Source organism: Streptomyces sp. NPDC091682, assembly GCF_044756625.1.
Lineage (GTDB): Bacteria > Actinomycetota > Actinomycetes > Streptomycetales > Streptomycetaceae > Streptomyces.
Window position 1 is genome coordinate 128801 of the sequence record NZ_JBIVTH010000019.1, and the last position, 21981, is coordinate 150781.

General features: G+C 74.4%; 2 protein-coding genes (1 of these 2 running past the window's edge). Both read left to right on the forward strand.

Annotation, left to right across the window (positions count from 1 at the left end; all coding sequences use genetic code 11):
- Positions 1-13985, forward strand: partial view of a type I polyketide synthase gene (locus tag ACIQK6_RS33745; RefSeq protein WP_402696429.1) — the final stretch only. Its footprint begins 14605 nt before the window's first position; 13985 of the gene's 28590 nt are visible here — the last part of the coding sequence; the start codon falls outside the window, past its left edge; it ends in the stop codon at positions 13983-13985.
- Positions 13986-13990: 5 nt separating this feature from the next.
- Positions 13991-21981, forward strand: a 7991-nt coding sequence (locus ACIQK6_RS33750; protein ID WP_402696433.1) for an SDR family NAD(P)-dependent oxidoreductase, incomplete at its 3' end; no start/stop codon positions are given.

The window sequence follows — 21981 nt, forward strand, 5'->3', positions numbered from 1 at the left end:
CCCCCGAGGACCTGTGGCGGCTCGTCGCCGCCGGGGCCGACGCCATCGGCGACTTCCCCCCCGACCGCGGCTGGGACGCCGACGGGCTCTACGACCCCGACCCGGACCGGCCCGGCAAGACGTACTCCACGCGCGGCGGATTCCTGGACTGCGCCACCGAGTTCGACGCCGGCTTCTTCGGCATCTCGCCGCGCGAGGCCCTGTCGATGGACCCGCAGCAGCGGCTGCTGCTGGAGACCTCCTGGGAGGCCCTGGAGCGCGCCGGGATCGACCCGGCCACGCTGCGGGGCAGCCGCACCGGCACCTTCATCGGCGCCAGCTACCAGGACTACACCTCGGGCGGCTCCGCCCAGGACGGCGCCGAGGGCCACCTGATCACCGGCACCATCCCGTCCGTCCTGTCCGGGCGGATCTCCTACACCCTCGGCTTCGAGGGCCCCGCCGTCACCCTCGACACCGCCTGCTCCTCCTCACTGGTGGCCCTGCACCTGGCCTGCCAGTCGCTGCGCAGCGGCGAGTCCACGCTCGCCCTCGCGGGCGGCGTCAGCATCATGGCCACGCCCAACGCCTTCGTCGGCTTCAGCCGGCAGCGCGCCATGGCCGTGGACGGCCGCTGCAAGGCGTACGCCGAGGCCGCCGACGGCATGAGCCTCGCGGAGGGCGTGGGCCTGGTCCTCGTCGAGCGGCTGTCCGACGCCCTGGCCAACGGCCACCGGGTCCTCGCCGTCATCCGCGGCTCCGCCGTCAACCAGGACGGCGCGTCCAACGGCCTGACCGCCCCCAACGGCCCCTCCCAGCAGCGCGTCATCCGCCAGGCCCTCGCCAACGCGGGCGTCCGCGCCGCCGACGTCGACGCCGTCGAAGGCCACGGCACCGGCACCCGCCTGGGCGACCCCATCGAAGCCCAGGCCCTGCTCGCCACCTACGGCCAGGACCGTGACACCGAGCGGCCGTTGCTGCTCGGCTCGGTCAAGTCCAACATCGGCCACACCCAGATGGCCTCCGGTGTCGCGAGCGTCATCAAGATGGTCATGGCCATGCGGCACGGGGTCCTGCCCGCGAGCCTGCACATCGACCGGCCCTCCACCCACGTGGACTGGACGGCCGGCGCGATCGAGCTGCTGACCGGCGAACGCGACTGGCCGCAGACCGGCCGGCCGCGCCGCGCCGCCGTGTCCTCCTTCGGCCTCAGCGGTACGAACGCCCACACGATCCTGGAGGAGGCCCCGGCCGCGGAGCCGCAGGTGCCGGAGACCGCGCAGCCGGCGGGCGTGGTCCCGCTCGTGCTGTCCGGCCGGACCGAGGCCGCGCTGCGCGCCCAGGCCGGGCGCCTGCTCGACACGGTCGCGGACCGGTCGGACGTGCTGCCGCTGACCGCCCTGGGGCACGCGCTGGCCACCGGCCGCGCAGCCCTGGAGTACCGGGCCGCCGTGGTCACCGACACGCACGAGGAGTGCGTACGGGCCCTGACCGCCCTGCGCGACGGCCTGCCGGACTCCGCCCTGCTGACCGCACGGGCCACCGCGCCCGGCCGGACCGCGTTCCTCTTCACCGGACAGGGCAGCCAGCGGCCCGGCATGGGCCGCGAACTGTACGAGCGCCAGCCGGTGTTCGCCGACGCGCTGGACGCCGTACTGGCCCGCTTCGACCTCGAACTGGAGCGGCCGCTGCGCGAGGTGATGTTCGCCGGGCCCGACAGCGCCGAAGCCGCGCTGCTGGACGACACGGCCTACACCCAGCCCGCCCTGTTCGCCCTGGAGGTGGCCCTCCACCGGCTCGTCGCATCCTGGGGCGTCCGGCCCGACCACCTGGCCGGGCACTCGATCGGCGAGCTCGCCGCCGCCCACGTGGCCGGCGTGTTCTCGCTGGAGGACGCCTGCACGCTGGTCGCCGCGCGCGGCCGGCTGATGTCGGATCTGCCCGGCGGGGGCGCGATGGTCTCCGTGGAGGCCACCGAGGAGGAGGTCCTGCCGCTGCTGGCCGGCCACGAGGACCGGTTGGCGCTCGCCGCCGTCAACGGCCCCCGCTCACTGGTCCTGTCCGGTGACGAGGAGCCGGTCCTGGAGCTCGCGGCGCGCTTCGCCGCGCAGGGCCGCCGGACCACGCGGCTGCGGGTGAGCCATGCCTTCCACTCGCCGCACATGGACGCCATGCTCGACGCCTTCGCCCGGGTCGCGCGCGGGATCACCTACCACGCACCGACGATCCCGCTGGTGTCGACGGTGACCGGCCGACTCGCCGACTCCGAGCGGCTGTGCACCCCGGAGTACTGGGTCGAGCAGGTGCGCGCCACGGTGAGATTCGCCGATGCCGCCCGGCGTCTCGCCGACCTGGACGCCACCGTGCTCCTGGAGATCGGCCCGGACGCGGTCCTGAGCGGCGCGGCCCGGGAGGCCGCGGCCGACGAGCGGGCCACCGCCGTCCCGGCCCTGCGCCGGGACCGCGCGGAGGCCCCGGCACTGGCCACGGCCCTCGCCCGCCTGCACACCGCGGGAGTACGGGTCGACTGGGAGGCGTTCTTCCCCGCAAGCGGCGCCGCGGGCTCGGCCGTCGCCTTCGAGGACCTGCCGACCTACGCCTTCCAGCGGCAGAGCTACTGGCCGGAGGCCGGCCCGGCCGGTACGGCCCGGCCCGGCGCCGACCCGGAGGACGCCGCGTTCTGGGCGGCCGTCGAGCGGGCGGACCTGCCCGCCCTCGGCGCCGACCTCGGCCTGGACGACGCCACCTTGACGGCCGTCGTGCCCGCCCTCACCTCGTGGCGCCGCAAGCGCCGCGCCGAGTCCACCGTCGACGGCTGGCGCTACGGCAGCACCTGGAAGCCGCTGCCCCCCGCCTCCGGCACGGGCGCCACGCTCGCCGGCACCTGGCTCTGCCTGGTACCGGCCGACGGCGAGAACACCGATGAACTGCTCGACCGCCTCGGCGGTGACCGGTTCACCCTCACCGTCCCGCGCGGTGAGACGCGCGGCGCGCTCGCCGAGCGGCTGCGCGAACTGGCACCGGCGAGGGACGAGTTCACAGGAGTGCTGTCCCTGCTGGCGCTCCAGGACGAGGGCCTGCTGCCGACGGCCACCGCCGTCCAGGCGCTCGGCGACGCCGGGATCGAGGCACCGTTGTGGTGCCTGACCCGGGGCGCCGTCAGCGTCGGCCGATCCGATCGGCTCGGCCGGCCCGCCCAGGCCGCCGTGTGGGGCCTGGGCCGCAGCGTGGCCCTGGAGCACCCCGAGCGCTGGGGCGGCCTCCTGGACCTCCCCGAGACCCTCGACGACCCCGCCGTACGCCGGATCGCCGCCATGCTCGCGCAGACCGTCGGCACGCGCGGCACCGGCGGCGAGGACCAGATGGCCGTGCGCGCCGCAGGTGTGTACGCCCGCCGGCTGTCCCGCCTCGCGCCGGCCGACCGTACCGGCGTACGCCCGTACACCCCCACCGGCACCGTCCTGATCACCGGAGGCACCGGCGGGATCGGCGCGCACGTCGCCCGCCGGCTCGCCGCCCGTGGCGCCGCGCACCTGCTGCTCGTCAGCCGGCGCGGCGCCGAGGCGCCCGGCGCCGTGGAACTCGGCGAGGAGCTCGCCGCGCTGGGCGCCCGCGTCACCCTGTCCGCCTGCGACATCGCCGACCGGGAGGCGCTCGCCCGCGTGCTGGCCGACGTCCCGGAGCGACTGCCGCTGACCGCGGTCTTCCACACGGCAGGTGTGGTGGCGGACGGTGTCCTCGACACCCTCACCCCGGAGGCGTTCGCCTCCGTACTCGGCCCGAAGGCCACGGCCGCGCGGCACCTGCACGAGCTGACCCGTGAGAGCGACCTGGCGGCCTTCGTGCTGTTCTCGTCCACCGCGGCGAGCCTCGGCGCCGCCGGACAGGCCAACTACGCCGCCGCCAACGCCTACCTCGACGCCCTCGCCGAGCACCGGCGCGGGCAGGGTCTGCCCGCGACCTCCCTCGCCTGGGGCCCCTGGGCCGGGACCGGCATGGCCGGCGACGGAACCGGCGTCGAGGCCCGGGTCCGCCGGGGCGGCTACACACCCATGGCACCGGATCTCGCGCTCGACGCGCTGACCCAGGCCCTGGACCACGGCGACCCGGCCGCGCTGACCGTGGCGGACATCGACTGGGCCCGCTTCGCCCAGGTGTTCACGGCGATGCGGCTGGGCCCGCTGATCGCCGACCTCGCCGAGCCCCGAGGCGCCGGCGCCCCGGCACATCCGACCGCGGGAGACGAGAGCGGCCTGCGCCGCCGGCTCACCGCCCTACCGGCGGCCGGCCGTGCCAAGTTCGTACTGGACTTCCTGCGGGCCCAGGTGGCCGCCGTACTCGGCCACGCCGACCCCGTCGCCATCGGCGCCGACCAGGCGTTCACCGACCTCGGCTTCGACTCGCTGACCATCGTCGAACTCCGCAATACCCTCACCGCGACCACCGGTCTGCGGCTGCCCGCGACCCTCGTGTACGACCACCCGACCCCGCAGGACCTCGCCGCGCACCTGCTCGCCGAGCTGATGGGCGGCGCCGACGACGGTGCCGCACCGGCGGCGCCGGCCGGGACCGGCGTCGACCACGACCGGGACCACGACCCCATCGTGATCGTCGGCATGGGCTGCCGGTTCCCGGGCGGGGTCACCTCGCCCGAGGACCTGTGGCGGCTGCTGGCCAACGGGGAGGACGCCATCTCGGCCTTCCCCGCCGACCGCGGCTGGGACCTCGACACCCTCGGCCGGGGCGGCTGTGCCACCCTGGAGGGCGGCTTCCTCGACGGCGTCGGCCACTTCGACGCCCGCTTCTTCGGCATCTCGCCGCGCGAGGCCCTCGCCATGGACCCGCAGCAGCGCCTGCTGCTGGAGACCTCCTGGGAGGCCCTGGAGCGGGCCGGCATCGCCCCCGACTCGCTGCGCGCCAGCTCCACCGGCGTGTTCATCGGCACCAACGGCCAGGACTACACCTCCGTCCTGCGCCGCGGCACCGCCGACGTCCAGGGCCACGTCGCCACCGGCAACACCGCCAGCGTGATGTCGGGGCGCCTCTCCTACACCCTGGGCCTGGAGGGCCCGGCCGTCACCGTCGACACCGCCTGCTCCTCGTCGCTCGTCGCCCTCCACCTCGGTGTCCGCGCGCTGCGCGGCGGCGAGTGCTCCCTCGTCCTCGCGGGCGGTGCGTCGGTGATGTCGAGCCCCGACTCGTTCATCGAGTTCTCCGCGCAGGGCGGACTGGCCCCCGACGGCCGCTGCAAGGCCTTCGCCGACGCGGCCGACGGCACCTCATGGTCGGAGGGCGCGGGCGTCCTCGTCCTGGAACGCCTCTCCGACGCCCGCCGCCACGGCCACCCCGTCCTCGCGGTACTGCGCGGCGCCGCCGTCAACCAGGACGGCGCCAGCAACGGACTGACCGCACCCAACGGGCGCGCCCAGCAGCGGGTCATCCGCCAGGCACTGGCCGACGCGGGCCTCACGCCCGCCGAGGTCGACGCCGTCGAGGCGCACGGCACCGGCACCCCGCTCGGCGACCCGATCGAGGCCGGCGCGCTGATCGCCGCGTACGGAAAGGACCGGGAACGGCCGCTGCTCCTCGGCGCCGTCAAGTCCAACCTGGGCCACACCCAGGCCGCCGCCGGCATGGCCGGCGTGATCAAGATGGTCATGGCGATGCGGCACGGCGTACTGCCGCGGACCCTGCACGTGGACACCCCGTCCACGCACGTGGAGTGGGCGGACGAGGCCGTCACCCTGGTCCGCGAGGAGCAGGCCTGGCCCGCGACCGGGCGTCCGCGCCGGGCCGGTGTCTCCGCCTTCGGCGTCAGCGGCACCAACGCGCACGTGATCGTGGAACAGGCGCCGCCCGCACCCGACGCGGACACGCCCTCCGTGGTGCCGTCGGTGGCGCCGTGGGTGGTGTCCGCCAAGTCCGGGCCCGCGCTCGACGTGCAGCTGGCGCGGCTGGCGGGGTGCGGCGAGGAGTCGGCGCTGGACGTCGGCTTCTCGCTGGCCGCCGGACGTACGCACCTCGCGCACCGGGCCGTGCTCGTGGCGGGCACCGAGGTCGCCCGCGGGACTGCCGCCGAGCGGTCCCTCGCGGTCCTCTTCTCCGGCCAGGGCTCCCAGCGCCTGGGCATGGGCCGTGAACTGTACGGGCGCTTCCCGGCCTTCGCCGAGGCCTTCGACGCCGCGTGCGCCGCACTGGACCGGGAACTGGACCGCCCGCTGCGCGAGGTGGTCTGGGGTACGGACACGGCCCTCGCCGACCGTACGCAGTACGCGCAGGCCGGGCTGTTCGCGGTCGAGGTCGCGCTGTACCGCCTGGTGGAATCGATCGGCGTGCAGCCCGAGTTCGTCGCCGGACACTCGGTCGGCGAGGTGGCGGCCGCGCACGTCGCGGGCGTCCTCACCCTCACCGACGCCTGCACTCTGGTGGCGGCGCGCGGGCGGCTGATGGACGCCCTGCCCGAAGGCGGCGCCATGGCCGCGCTCCAGGCCGCGGAGGAAGAGGTCCGGCCGCTGCTCGGGGAGCACGTGTCCCTCGCCGCCGTGAACGGACCGGCCTCGGTGGTCGTCTCCGGCGAGGCCGACGCGGTGGAGGCCGTACGGGCCGAGTTCGCGGGGACGGGGCGCAGGACGACCCGGTTGCGGGTCTCGCACGCGTTCCACTCGGCGCTCATGGAGCCCATGCTGGACGACTTCCGCAGGGTCGTCTCCCGGCTCTCCTTCGCCACGCCGCTGTTGCCGCTCGTCTCTAACCTGACGGGCGGGCTCGCGACGGCGGAGCTCGTGTGTGACCCGGAGTACTGGGTCCGGCACGTCCGTGAGACCGTCCGCTTCGCCGACGGGGTCCGCACCCTCGGCGAGGCGGGGGCGACGGCCTTCCTGGAGGTGGGCCCGGACGGTGTCCTGGCCGCCCTCGCCGAGCAGAACCTGACGGGCGGGGACCTCGTGGTCACCCCGGCCCTGCGCGGGGACCGGCCCGAGGAGTCCGTGTTCGTCACCGGGCTGGCCCGCCTGCACGTCGGCGGCGTACGGGTCGACTGGACCCGGCTGTACGACGGGACCGGCGCCCGGCGCACCGGCCTGCCCACGTACCCGTTCCAGCGGGAGCTGTACTGGCCCGAGCCCGCGGCCCTCCCCGTCCGCGGTGCCGCGCAGGGACAGGACGCGTACGACGCCGCCTTCTGGGCGGCAGTGGAACGACAGGACCTGCCGGAACTGTCCGCCACCCTGGGTCTGGCCGAGGACGAGGCCGCGCTGTCGGCGCTCGTGCCGGCGCTGTCCGCATGGCGGCGCGGGCGCGACGAGAGCGCGGTGGTGGACGGCTGGCGCTACCGGGTGACCTGGAAGCCGCTCGACACCGGCCCGGCCGACGCCCTCACGGGCAGCTGGCTGGCGCTCGTCCCGGAGGGCGACGCCGACGACGCGTGGGCGGCCGCCGTAGTGGACGCCCTCGGCCCGGACTCCGTACGCGTCGTGGCCGACCCTGCCGACGCCGAAGGCCTGGTGGCGCGGCTGGCCGGGCTCGGCCGACGGTTCGACGGTGTGCTGTCCCTGCTGCCCGTCCTGTCCACCATGCCCGACGCCCTGTCGGCCGCCCTCGTGGAGGCCGGTGTCGAGGCGCCGGTGTGGTGGGTCACCCGGGGGGCGGTGGCCGTGGGCCGTGCCGACGCGCCCGCTGATCCCGCCCAGGCCGCCGTCTGGGGCCTCGGCCGGGTCGTCGCACTCGAACACCCGGCCCACTGGGGCGGACTCGTCGACGTGACCGAGGTGCCCGACGCGCGCGCGGCCGCCCGGCTGCGTTCGCTGCTCGCCGCCGGGTCCGGCAGCGAGGACCAGCTGGCACTGCGCCCGTCCGGCGTCTACACCCGCCGTCTCGTACGGTCGTCGGCCGCCGGCCGGGCGGCCGAGTCCTGGACCCCGTCCGGAACCGTGCTGGTCATCGGTGACGTAGCAGGGTTCGGCGGGCACACCGCCCGCTGGCTGGCCCGCGAGGGCGCGGCGCACGTGCTGCTCGTCGCCGCGCGGGGGCAGGAAGCGGCCCTCGGCGCCGAACTCGGAGCCCGGCTGGCCGAGCACGGGGCGGCCCTCACGGTGACCACCGCCGCCCCGGGCGACCGGACCGCGCTGGCGGCGGCCCTGTCCGCGATCCCGTCCGACCAGCCGCTGACCGCGGTGATCCACACCGGGTACGGCGCCGAACCGACCGGGCCGGACCACGTACGGGTCGGAGTAGAGGCCCTGGAAGGGGCCCTCGAAGACGCCCTGGGGGACCGGGAACTGGACGCTTTCGTCCTCTTCACCTCGATCGCCGGCGTGTGGGGCGTACGCGGCCAAGCACAGGGGGCCGCCGCGAGCGCCTGGCTCGACGCCTTCGCCGCACGCCGCCGTGCCGCCGGCCGTGCCGCTCTCGCCGTGGCCTGGGGAGCCTGGACCGGGCTCACCGACGACTCCCTCGACCGGCACCTGCGCCTCAGCGGGCTGCCCGCCATGGACCCCGAGCGTGCCCTGGCCGCCATGCGCCGGGCCGCCGGCGACGGCACGGCGGCCGTGGTCGTCGCCGACGTGGCGTGGGAACGCTTCGCTCCCGCCTTCGGGCAGGCCCGGCCGGGCAGGCTGTTCGCCGAACTGCCGGAGGCCCGCGCCGCGCTGGCACCCGCCGAACGACGGACCGGCACCGCTGCGGACTCCACCACGGATACGGGAGCCACGGCGGCGTTGCGCGCCGAACTGCTGGCCAGGCCCGAGGGCACCGAGCGCGACGAGGTGCTGCTGGCCCTCGTACGCCGCGAAGTGGCCGCCGTACTCGGCTACCAGGACGCGGAGGCCATTCCGGCCGGGCAGGCCTTCAAGGACCTCGGCTTCGACTCGCTCACCGCCGTGGACCTGCGCAACCAGCTGGCCAAGGCCACCGGCCTGACCCTGCCGGCCACGCTCGCCTTCGACCACCCGACTCCTACGGCCCTCGCCGCGCAGCTGCGTGCGGAACTGCTTGAGGAGGGGGAGGAGGCCGCACAGGCGGCCACGACAGGCACAAGTGCCGGCACGGGCATCAGCACGGCCGCCGACACCGCCGAGGACCCGATCGTCATCGTCGGCATGAGCTGCCGCTACCCCGGCGGCGTACAGTCGCCCGAGGACCTGTGGGAGCTGATGCGCGCCGAGGTCGACGCCATCGGTGCCTTCCCCGCCGACCGCGGCTGGGACCTGGACCGGCTCGCCCACGGTGACGCCGACGGCCGTGGCCGCAGTGTCACCCAGAACGGCGGCTTCCTGTACGACGTCGCCGACTTCGACGCCGCCTTCTTCGGCATCTCACCGCGCGAGGCGGTGATCGTCGACCCGCAGCAGCGGATGGTGCTGGAGACGGCCTGGGAGGCCCTGGAACGGGCCGGAGTGGACCCGCACACCCTGCGTGGCGGCGACACCGGCGTGTTCATCGGCGGCGGCAGCGGCGACTACCGGCCCGCCATCGGCCAGCTCGGCCATGTCGAGACCGCCCAGTCCGCCAGCCTGCTGTCCGGCCGGCTGTCCTACACCCTGGGCCTGGAAGGACCCTCGGTGACCGTCGACACGGCCTGCTCCTCCTCGCTGGTCGCGCTGCACCTCGCGGCGCAGGCCCTGCGGGCGGGGGAGTGCTCCATGGCCCTCGCCGGCGGTGTGACCGTCATGTCCAGCCCCGTCGGGTTCGTCGAGTTCGGCGAGATGGGCGCCCTGTCACCGGACGGCCGCTGCCGCGCCTTCGCCGACTCGGCGAACGGCACCGGCTGGTCGGAGGGCGCCGGCGTACTCGTCGTGGAACGCCTCTCCGACGCCCGCCGCCACGGCCACGAGGTGCTGGCCGTCCTGCGCGGCTCCGCCGTCAACCAGGACGGCGCCAGCAACGGCCTCACCGCGCCCAACGGCCCGTCCCAGCGCCGGGTCATCCGGCGCGCCCTGGCCAACGCCCGGCTCACCGCCGCCGAGGTGGACGCCGTCGAGGCACACGGCACCGGCACCAAGCTGGGCGACCCGATCGAGGCGCAGGCCCTGCTGGCCACCTACGGCCGGGGCCGGGACGCGGGGCAGCCGCTGCTCCTCGGCGCGGTCAAGTCCAACATCGGGCACACACAGGCCGCCGCGGGCGTCGCCGGAGTGATCAAGATGATCATGGCGATGCGACACGGCGTCCTGCCGAAGACCCTCCACCTGGACGCGCCCTCCTCGCACGTCGACTGGACGGCCGGCGCGGTGGAACTCCTCACCGAGGAGACCTCCTGGCCGCAGACCGGCCGCCCGCGCCGCGCCGGCATCTCCTCCTTCGGTGCCAGCGGCACCAACGCCCACGTCATCCTGGAACAGGCAACCGACCCCATGCAGGACGAACCCCTCACCGAGGCACGACAGGTGCCGGAGCCGGCCGCGACCACCGGCACGACCGCCGTACGCGTCCCCGTGCCCGTCTCGGCCACCACCCCCGACGCCCTCCGGGCCCAGGCCGCCCGCCTGCACGCCCACGTCACCGAACGACCCGCCCTCTCGGCCACCGACCTCGGCTACTCCCTGGCGACCACCCGCTCCGCCTTCGACCACCGGGCCGCCGTCCTCGCCGGCGACCGCGACGAACTCCTCGCCGGCCTCGCGGCCCTCGCCGACGACCGCACCGGGCCCCGCGTACTGCGCGGTGAGGCCACCGCGCGCAGTCGCAAGACCGCCTTCCTCTTCTCCGGCCAGGGCGCCCAGCGAGCGGGCGCGGGTCGCGAACTCCACGCTCGGCAGCCCGTGTTCGCACGCGCCCTCGACGAGGTGACCGCCCGGTTCGACCTGGAACTGGACCGGCCGCTGCGCGAGCTGCTGTTCGCCGACGAGGGCACCCCGCAGGCCGCCCTGCTGGACCACACCGGCTACACCCAGCCCGCCCTGTTCGCGATTGAGGTGGCCCTCTACAGGCTCGTCGCATCCTGGGGCCTGCGCCCCGACTTCGTCGCCGGGCACTCCATCGGCGAGATCGCCGCCGCGCACGTGGCGGGCGTGTTCTCCCTCGACGACGCGTGCACCCTCGTGGCCGCCCGGGCCCGGCTGATGGCCGCACTGCCCGAGGGCGGTGCGATGGCCGCCCTCCAGGCGACCGAGGAGGAGGTGCGCGAACGCCTCACCGGAGCCGGAGCCGGAGCCGAGGGCGTGTCGGTGGCAGCGGTGAACGGCCCCCGTGCCGTCGTCGTCGCGGGCGACGAGGCAGCCGTGGACCGGATCGCCCGGGGCTTCGCCGACGCCGGCCGCAAGACTAGGCGTTTGCGGGTCAGCCATGCATTTCACTCCGTGCACATGGACGCCATGCTCGACGACTTCGCACGAGTGGCCCGGGGCATCACCTACACCGCCCCGAGCCTGCCCCTCGTGTCGAACCTGACCGGGGAACCGGCGGACGCCGAGCTGGTGTGCACCCCCGACTACTGGGTGCGGCACGTCCGGGAGACCGTCCGGTTCGGCGACGGGCTGCGCGCCCTCGCCGCCCGCGGCGTCACCCGCTTCCTCGAACTCGGCCCGGACACCACCCTGTCCGCCCTGGCCCAGGACCTCGACGAGGTGCCGGGCACCGCCGCCGTGGCCGCCGTACCGGCCCTGCGCAAGGGACGGCCCGAACAGGACACCCTCCTCGCCGCCGTCGCCCGCCTGCACGTCGAGGGCTGTGCGCCCCACTGGCCGTCCGTATTCACCGGCACCGCGGCCCGCCGGGTGCCGCTGCCCACGTACGCCTTCCAGCGCGAGCGGTACTGGGCCCACACGAGCCCGACCGCGGCCGGCGCGGTGGCCGACGCGGCAACCGGAACGGCTGCCGGAGCGGACGAGGCCTTCTGGACCGCCGTACGTTCCGAGCCCCTCGACTCGCTGGCCGGAGCCCTCGACGTCGACGGCGACGCCCTGTCCAAGGTGCTGCCCGCCCTCGACGACTGGCGTCGCCGCCGCGCCGAGGAGACTGTCGTCGACAGTTGGCGGCAGCACATCACCTGGCAGCCGCTGTCCGGCACCGGGACCCTTGCCGCCCCGCTCGCCGGGACCTGGCTCGCCGTCCTTCCCGAAGCACACGCCGCCGACCCCTGGACGACCTCCGTCATCGACCGCCTCGGCCCGGACACCGTCCGCTTCGAGGTCGCCGCGGACGCCGACGCCGACCGGGAACGGATGGCGAAGCGGCTGCGGGAACTGGCCGCCACCTCGGGCGGAGGATTCACGGGCATCGTCTCCCTCCTCGCCCTCGAAGAGACCGGCGAGGTCCCGCAGGGCGTTGCCCTGACCGCCACACTCGTCCAGGCACTCGGCGACACCGGCCTGACCGCACCCTTGTGGTGCCTCACCCGGGGCGCGGTCGCCGTGACCCCCGGCGAGCCCGTACCGGGCCTGGCCCAGGCCGCCGTCTGGGGCCTCGGACGGGTCGCCGCCCTCGAACACCCGCAGCGCTGGGGCGGTCTGATCGACCTCCCGGCCGACCTCCACACCGACCCCGCGGCCCTCGACCGGCTCACCGCCTTCCTCGCCGCGCCGGACGGGGAGGACCAGGTCGCCGTCCGGCCCGCCGGCCTCCTCGGCCGCCGGCTGAGCCCGCTGCCGGCCGGCCGGACGGGCGCCCGTACCTGGGATCCGGAAGGAACCGTCCTGATCACCGGCGGCACCGGAGCCCTGGGTGCGCACGTCGCCCGCCGCCTCGCCGCCGCCGGGGCCCGCCACCTGGTCCTGCTCAGCCGCAGCGGTCCGGACGCCCCCGGCGCCACTGCCCTGTGCGCCGAACTGGCCGAAGCGGGCGCCGAGGTCACCCTCACGGCCTGTGACGCAGCCGAACGCGAGGCACTGACCGCCGTCCTCGCCGCCATTGCGGACCGGGCGCCGCTGACCGCCGTCGTCCACGCCGCAGGCGTACTCGACGACGCGGTCATCGACAGCCTCACCCCGGACCGGTTCACCGCCGTCTTCCGCGCCAAGGTCACCTCCGCGCTGCTCCTCGACGAGCTCACCAGCGACCTGGACCTGTCGGTGTTCGCCCTCTTCTCCTCCGCCTCGGCAGCCGTCGGCAACCCCGGCCAGGGCAACTACGCGGCGGCCAACGCCGTCCTCGACGCCCTCGCCGAGCAGCGCCGCTCCCGCGGCCTCGCCGCCACTTCCGTTGCCTGGGGAGCCTGGGGCGGAGCGGGCATGGCGGCCGCCGACCGGGCAGCCGGAGCCGCCCACCGGGCGGGCATCCGGCCCTTGGACCCGGACCTGGCCGTCACGGCGCTGCGCCGCGCGGTGATGGAGACCGAGCCGACCACCGTCATCTCCGACGTCGACCCCGGCCGGTTCGTACGCGCCTTCACGGCCGTACGGCCCAGCAGGCTGCTCGCCGGCCTCCCCGTACCCGAATCCGCGGACGCGGCCGGCCCGGTGGCAGCACCGGCGGTCCCGGAGCAGCGCGCCGAACTGGCCGCCCTGCCCGCGGGCCGGCGCAGGCCCGCCGTGCTCCACCTCGTACGCACCCGGGCCGCCGAGGTCCTCGGCCTCACCGGGCCCGAAGCCGTCGGCGCGGAGAAGGCCTTCCGCGACCTGGGCTTCGACTCCCTCGGCGCCGTGGAACTGCGCAACCAGCTCACCGCTGCCACCGGCCTGGCGCTGCCCGCCACCCTCGTCTTCGACCACCCCACCCCGGCCGAGCTCGCCGAACACATCGCCCGGCAGCTGGACCCGGCGGCGTCCGACGACAGCGCCGAGCCGCAAGACGTGGACCAGGCACGGCTCCAGGCCCTGCTGGCCTCCGTGTCCGTGGCCCAGCTGCGCCGCATCGGCGTACTGGAACCGCTGCTGAAACTGGCCGCCGAACAGGGCCGGAGCGACGAGGCCGAAGGCGGGGCGGGCGAGGCACCCGCGTACGCCGACTCCATCGACGCGATGGACCTGGACGCCCTGGTCCACGCGGCCCTGAACACCACCGCATCCGACCCGACACCCGACCTCTCATCCGTGCCGGCCCACCGCGGCGAACCGCAGGACCGACGGAGCTGACGGAGCTGAACATGGCCACGCCCACGCCCCACGACAAGGTCGTCGAAGCGCTCCGGTCCTCGATGAAGGAGACCGAGCGGCTGCGGCGCCAGAACCTGAACCTGGTCGCCGCCGCCACCGAACCCATCGCCATCGTGGCCATGGGCTGCCGCTACCCGGGCGGGGTCCACTCGCCCGAGGACCTGTGGGACCTCGTCACGGCCGGAACCGACGCCATGTCGGACTTCCCGGCCGACCGGGGCTGGGACCTCGACGCCCTGCACGGCGCCGGAGCCGACGCGCGGGGCCACGGCGTGAGCCGGGGCGGCGGATTCCTCGACGACGTGGCCGGCTTCGACGCGGACTTCTTCGGCATCTCCCCGCGGGAAGCCGTGTCGATGGACCCGCAGCAGCGGCTGCTGCTGGAGACCTCCTGGGAAGCCTTCGAGCGGGCCGGGATCGATGCCACCCGGCTGCGCGGCAGCCGGACCGGCGTCTTCATCGGCACCAACGGCCAGGACTACGCCTACCTCCTCGTCCGGTCCCTCGACGACGCCACCGGGGACATCGGCACCGGAATCGCCGCCAGTGCCGTCTCCGGCCGGCTCGCCTACCAACTGGGCCTGGAGGGACCGGCGGTGACCGTGGACACCGCCTGCTCCTCGTCCCTCGTCGCCCTGCACTGGGCCGTCCAGTCCCTCCGGGCGGGCGAATGCTCGCTCGCCCTGGCCGGCGGCGTGAACATCATGTCCACGCCCGGCTCCCTGATGGAGTTCAGCCGGCAGGGCGGGCTGGCGGGTGACGGCCGGTGCAAGGCGTTCGCGGACGCGGCCGACGGCACCGGCTGGTCGGAGGGTGTGGGCGTACTGGTCCTGGAGCGCCTGTCGGACGCCGTACGCAACGGTCGGCGCGTGCTCGGCATCGTCCGTGGCTCGGCGGTGAACCAGGACGGCGCCAGCAACGGCTTCACCGCGCCGAACGGTCCGTCGCAGCAGCGGGTGATCCGTCAGGCGCTGGCGGCGGCCGGTCTGTCGGCGGCGGACGTGGACGTGGTGGAGGGGCACGGTACGGGTACGCCGCTGGGTGATCCGATCGAGGCGCAGGCGTTGTTGGCGACGTACGGCCGGGAGCGGGGGGAGGCCGGTCGGCCGCTGTGGCTCGGCTCGGTGAAGTCGAACATCGGGCACACGCAGGCCGCGGCCGGTGTCGCGGGTGTGATCAAGATGGTGATGGCGATGCGGGAGGGTGTGCTGCCGCGCACCCTGCACGTGGACGCGCCCACGCGCCATGTCGACTGGTCGGCGGGTGGCGTACGGCTGCTGACGGAAGCGGTGCGGTGGCCGGCCGATGGCCGCCCGCGCCGGGCGGGCGTGTCCTCGTTCGGCATCAGTGGGACGAACGCGCACGTGGTGTTGGAGGAAGGCCCGGCTGAGCCGTCTGCCGCTCCCGCGGACGCGGCGGTGCTCGCCCCGTGGGTGGTTTCGGGAAAGTCGGCGGCTGCACTGGACGCACAGCTGGAACGGCTCACTGGGGTCACGGGGTCCCGGCTCGACCTGGGCTTCTCGTCGGCGGTGTCGCGGGCGCGCTTCGCGCACCGCGCGGTGTCGGTGGACGGGGTTGAGATCGCACGCGGAGAGGCTGGTGACCGGTCCGTTGCGGTGTTGTTCTCGGGTCAGGGGTCGCAGCGGTTGGGGATGGGGCGGGAGTTGTATGCGCGTTTCCCGGTGTTCGCGGCTGCGTTCGATGAGGTGTGTGCCGAGTTGGACGTGCCGGTCCGGGGTGTGGTGTGGGGTGAGGACGAAGAGGTACTGAACCGGACCGAGTACGCGCAGAGCGCGCTGTTCGCGGTCGAGGTGGCGTTGTTCCGGCTGGTGGAGTGGCTGGGTGTGCGGCCGGATTTCGTGGCCGGTCATTCGGTGGGTGAGATCGCGGCCGCGCACGTGGCGGGTGTGCTGTCGCTTCCGGACGCGTGTGCGCTGGTGGCGGCGCGGGGCCGGCTGATGCAGGCGCTGCCCGAGGGTGGTGCCATGCTCGCCGTGCAGGCCACGGAGGAGGAAGTGGAGCCGCTGCTCGGCGAGTTCGTGTCGGTCGCGGCGGTCAACGGCCCGTCGGCCGTCGTGGTCTCGGGTGCCGGGAACGCGGTCGAGGCCGTACGCGTCCATTTCGAGGGGCTGGGCCGTAGGGCGACCCGGTTGCGGGTGTCGCACGCCTTCCACTCGCCGTTGATGGATCCGATGCTGGACGAGTTCCGTGCGGTGGTTGCGGGGTTGTCGTTCTCGGCGCCGGAGATCGCGCTGGCTGTCGATGTCGAGCTGGTGTGCGATCCGGAGTACTGGGTGCGGCATGTGCGGGAGGCCGTGCGGTTCGCCGATACGGTGCGCTCGCTGGCCGGGCAGGGTGTCGATACGTTCCTGGAGCTGGGTCCGGACGGGAGTCTGTGTGCGCTGGCGCAGTTGAGTGTGGACGCGGTGGCTGCGGTTCCCGTGTTGCGCAAGGGGCGGGGCGAGGAGGGCGCGCTCGTCGACGCGCTGGCGAAGCTGCACTGTGCGGGCGTGGGGGTGGACTGGGCGCGCTGGTACGACGGTACCGGTGCCCGGGGCGTCGACCTGCCGACGTACGCCTTCCAGCACGAGCGGTACTGGCCGGCACTCACCCCGGATGCCGGTGACGTCACTGCGGCCGGACTGATCGCCGACGCACACCCCATGCTGGGGGCGGTCCTGCCGCTGGCCCAGTCGGAGGGCGTGGTCTTCACCAGCCGCCTCTCGACCCACGCGCAGCCTTGGCTGACGGGGCGGACGACACCGGCGACAGGCCTGCTGGAACTGGCCCTTCGGGTCGGCGACCACGTCGGTTGCGACCGCGTCGAGCGCCTCGTGCACACCGCCCCCCTGTCGCTGCCCGTGGACGGCAGCGCCATGGTCCAGGTCCGGGTGGGGGAGCCCGATCGCGCGGGTGCCCGTACGGTCGCCTTCTTCTCGCTGGCGGACGGTGGGGCGTGGACGGAGCACGCGACCGGCGTACTCGTACCCGCTCCCGGCCAACTGGTGCCGGACATCGTCGGCGCCGATACGGAGTTCGCCTTGTCCGATGAGGCGGCGCGGGAGGCGGATCGTTTTGGTCTGCATCCGGCGTTGCTGGCCGAGGTGGTGCGGGCGGCGGCGGGGGACCGGGATCGGGTGCCGGTGTCCTGGCGCGGGGTCTCGCTGCATGCGGCGGGCGCGTCGGTGGTACGGGCGCGCATCGGCCGTACCACAGAGGGCTCGGTCGCGCTCGCGCTGGTGGACGCCGAGGGTGCGCCGGTGCTGACGGTAGAGGACTTGCTCTTCGGGGCTCCGGCGATGCCGGTTGGTGCCGCGCCGCTCCGGGAGGCACTGCTCTGCCTGGAGTGGGTGCCGGCCCAGGGGGAGACGGCCTCCGCCGCTGATGACGCGGCCCCGACGGTGCTGCGCGTCGAGGGCGGTGAAACGGCCGAGGCGGTGCACGCGGCCTGTGCTCGTGTGCTGAGCGCACTGCAGGAGTGGCTGGCGAGTGAGCAGCCGGCCGGTGCCCGCCTGGTGGTCGTGGTGCCGGGCGACCTTGCCGGTGCTGCCGTCTCGGGTCTGGTGCGGGCGGCGGAGTCGGAGAACCCGGGGCGTTTCCTGCTGGTGGACCTCGGGGACGGTGGTGAGCTGCCGCTCGCGGAGGTGCTCGCGGCGGGGGAGCCGCATGTACGGGTCCGTGAGGGAGACGTGCACGTGGCCCGGCTGGCCCGGCTGCGCCCGGATGTCGGCGTGGTGGAGTCCCCGTTGGGGGACGGCACGGTCCTGGTGACCGGTGGTACGGGTGGTCTGGGTCGTGAGGTGGCCCGGCATCTGGTGGGCGTGCATGGGGTGCGGAGCCTGTTGCTGGTGTCGCGTCGGGGGCTGGACGCCCCGGGTGCGGTGGAGTTGCGGGACGAGCTGGTTGCTTCCGGTGCGGATGTCTCGGTGGTCGCGTGTGATGTGGCGGACCGGGATGCGTTGGCGGGGGTGTTGGCCGGGGTCGAGTTGTCGGCGGTGATTCACACCGCGGGTGTGCTGGACGACGGTGTGGTGACGTCGTTGACGCCGGAGCGGCTTTCGAGGGTGTTGCGTCCGAAGGTGGACGCGGCGTGGCATCTGCACGAGCTGACGCGGGAGATGGGCCTGTCGGCGTTCGTGGTGTTCTCGTCGGTCTCGGGTGTGATGGGTTCGGCGGGTCAGGGCAACTACGCCGCGGCCAACGTGTTCCTGGACGCCCTTGCCGCGCATCGCCGTGAGCTCGGTCTGTCGGGGCAGTCCCTGGCGTGGGGTGCGTGGGTGCCGACGGGTGGTATGACCGCGACGCTGTCCGAGGCGGACCGGCAGCGGATCGCCTCCTCGGGTGTTCCGCCGCTCTCCGTCGAACAGGGCTTGGCCCTCCTTGACGCGGCGATGGCCACCGACATCCCCTACCTCGTCCCCCTCGGCCGGATCGGACACGATCGGCGCCCGGGCATCGATGTGCCGCCGCTGTTCCGCGGGCTGTTCAAGGGCGCCCGGCGCATGGCCGTGTCAACGACGGCCGATGCACTCGGACTTCGGCTCGACGCACTGACCGAGGAGGAACGGCTCCGGCACGTGCTGGACCTCGTACGGACCGAAGCGGCCGGGGTGCTCGGACACACGTCGGCCGCGACGGTCGACCCGGATCGGGAGTTCAAGGACCTGGGCGTCGACTCCCTCACCGCACTCGAACTCCGCAACCGGCTGGGCCACGTCACCGGCCTGCGGCTGCCGGCCACCCTCGTCTTCGACTACCCCACACCGACCGTGCTTGCCTCCCACATCCTCGCCGAACTCCAGGACGAGCAGCAGGCCGTTGGCACGGACGGGCCCGTGGAGTCCGCAGCCGACGACCCGATCGCGATCGTCGGCATGGCGTGCCGGATGCCCGGCGGCGTGGACACGCCGGAGGCACTGTTCGCGATGCTCCTGGACGGCCGGGAAGGGATGACGGACTTCCCCACCGACCGCGGCTGGGACCTGGCCGCCCTCTTCGGTGACAGCGCCCCCGGCAACCGGGGAGCAAGCGCCACCCGGCGCGGCGGATTCCTCTCGGCGCTCGGCGACTTCGACGCCGGGTTCTTCGGGATCTCGCCCCGTGAGGCCCTCGCCATGGACCCGCAGCAGCGGCTGCTGCTGGAGACCTCCTGGGAGGCCTTCGAGCGGGCCGGGATCGATGCCACCCGGCTGCGCGGCAGCCGCACGGGTGTGTTCGTGGGCACCACCGGGCAGGACTACGCCTCGCTCGTCATGAACTCGCGCGAGGACGTGGAGGGCCACGCCAGCACGGGCCTGGCGAACAGTGTGATCTCTGGACGGGTGTCGTACGCCTTCGGGCTGGAAGGCCCGGCCGTGACCGTGGACACCGCCTGCTCCTCCTCCCTCGTGGCCTTGCACCTGGCCGCCCAGTCGCTGCGCAGCGGTGAGTCCTCGCTCGCCCTGGCCGGCGGCGTCACCGTCCTGTCCACGCCGATGAGCTTCCTCGGTTTCAGCCGGCAGGGAGGGCTGGCGGGTGACGGGCGGTGCAAGGCCTTCGCGGACGCCGCCGACGGCACCGGCTGGTCGGAGGGTGTGGGTGTGCTCGTGTTGGAGCGGCTGTCGGACGCCCGCCGCAACGGTCACGAGGTGCTGGCCGTGATCCGTGGCTCGGCGGTGAACCAGGACGGTGCGTCGAACGGCCTGACCGCGCCGAACGGTCCGTCGCAGCAGCGGGTGATCCGTCAGGCGCTGGCGGCGGCCGGTCTGTCGGCGGCGGACGTGGACGTGGTGGAGGGGCACGGTACGGGTACGCCGCTGGGTGATCCGATCGAGGCGCAGGCGTTGTTGGCGACGTACGGCCGGGAGCGGGGGGAGGCCGGTCGGCCGCTGTGGCTCGGCTCGGTGAAGTCGAACATCGGGCACACGCAGGCCGCGGCCGGTGTCGCGGGTGTGATCAAGATGGTGATGGCGATGCGGGAGGGTGTGCTGCCGCGCACCCTGCACGTGGACGCGCCCTCGCGGCACGTCGACTGGTCGGCGGGCGCCATCGACCTCCTCACTGAGAACACGACCTGGCCCGAAGCGGGTCGGCCGTGGCGGGCGGGGGTCTCTTCGTTCGGCCTCAGCGGCACCAACGCGCACGTCGTGCTGGAGCAGGCGGTCGAAGCACCCGGAGGGGAACCGTCGGATACGACGACCGTGGCGCCCTGGGTGGTGTCGGGCAGGTCGGAAGCAGCGCTCGACGCGCAGATGGAGAGACTGGCGGGCCTCACGGGGCCCGGGCTGGACGTGGGCTTCTCGCTGGCCGCCTCGCGGGCGCGGTTCGCGCACCGGGCGGTGCTGGTGGACGGCGCCGAGATCGCCCGGGGGGTGGCGCGCGAGCGCTCGCTCGCGGTGCTGTTCTCGGGTCAGGGGTCGCAGCGGTTGGGGATGGGGCGGGAGTTGTATGCGCGTTTCCCCGTGTTCGAGGCCGCGTTCGATGCCGTCTGCGCCGAGCTGGACGTACCGCTGCGGGACGTGGTGTGGGGTGAGGACGAAGAGGTTTTGAACCGGACCGAGTACGCGCAGACCGCGCTGTTCGCGGTCGAGGTGGCCCTGTTCCGGCTCGTGGAGTCGCTGGGTGTGCGGCCGGATTTCGTGGCCGGTCATTCGGTGGGTGAGATCGCGGCCGCGCACGTGGCGGGTGTGCTGTCGCTCGCGGACGCGTGTGCGCTGGTGGCGGCGCGGGGCCGGCTGATGCAGGCGCTGCCCGAGGGTGGTGCCATGCTCGCCGTGCAGGCCACGGAGGAGGAAGTGAGGCCGCTGCTCGGCGAATTCGTCTCCATCGCGGCCGTCAACGGCACGTCCTCCCTGGTCGTCTCCGGCGCCGAGGACTCCCTCGAGAAGATCGACCTGCACTTCCGGACCATGAGCCGCAGGATCACCCGGCTGCGGGTATCGCACGCCTTCCACTCCCCGCTGATGGATCCGATGCTGGACGAGTTCCGTGCGGTGGTGTCGCGGCTGACGTTCTCGGCTCCGCGGATCGCGCTGGCCACCGACGCCGAGCTGGTGTGCGACCCGGAGTACTGGGTGCGGCACGTACGGGAGACCGTACGGTTCGCCGATGACGTACGCGCCCTGCGCGCGGCGGGTGCCACCGCCTTCGCCGAGCTCGGCCCGGACGGCGTGCTGACCGCGCTCGCCCAGCAGGTCCTGGGCGCCGAGGACCCGGCTGACACCGTGTGCGCCCCCGTGCTGCGCAAGGGCCAGGAGGAGGAGAACGCGCTCGTCGACGGGCTGGCGCGGCTCTTCTGCGCGGGCGTGGCGGTGGACTGGACGAGCCTGTACGACGCTACGGGGGCCCGGCGGGTGGACCTGCCGACGTACGCCTTCCAGCGCGAGCGGTACTGGCCCGTTCCGGCCGTCCGTACGGGCGATGTGGCGGGTGCCGGCCTCGCGCCGACCGGGCACGCCCTGCTGGGCGCGGCGGTGACCCCCGCGGACTCCGGCGGCAGCGTGCTGCTGACCGGCCGGCTGACCGTGGCGGCGTTGCCGTGGCTCGACGGCCATCTCGTCGACGGGGTGGCCGCCTTCCCGAGCGAGGGTCTGCTGGAGATGGTGCTGCGTGCCGGGGAACAGGCCGGCAGTGAGCACATCGCGGAACTCAGCCTCACCGACCAGCCGCTCGTCCTCCCCGCGACGGAAGCCGTGGTCGTCCAGGTGACGGTCGGCGCACCCGACGAGACCGGGGCCCGTACGGTCGGCTGCTACGCACGCCCCGAGCAGACGCCCGACGGACCGTGGACCTGCCACGCCACCGGACGGCTGACGACCGAGCAGGCCGCCATGACCATCGGCGAAGGCGGCGTGGTGGTCGACGCGTCCCTGCCGGGCCGTGGCGAGGACGCGGGGCTCTACGGTCTGCATCCGGCGTTGCTGGCCGAGGTGGTGCGGGCGGCGGCGGGGGACCGGGAGCGGGTGCCGGTGTCCTGGCGTGGGGTGTCGCTGCATGC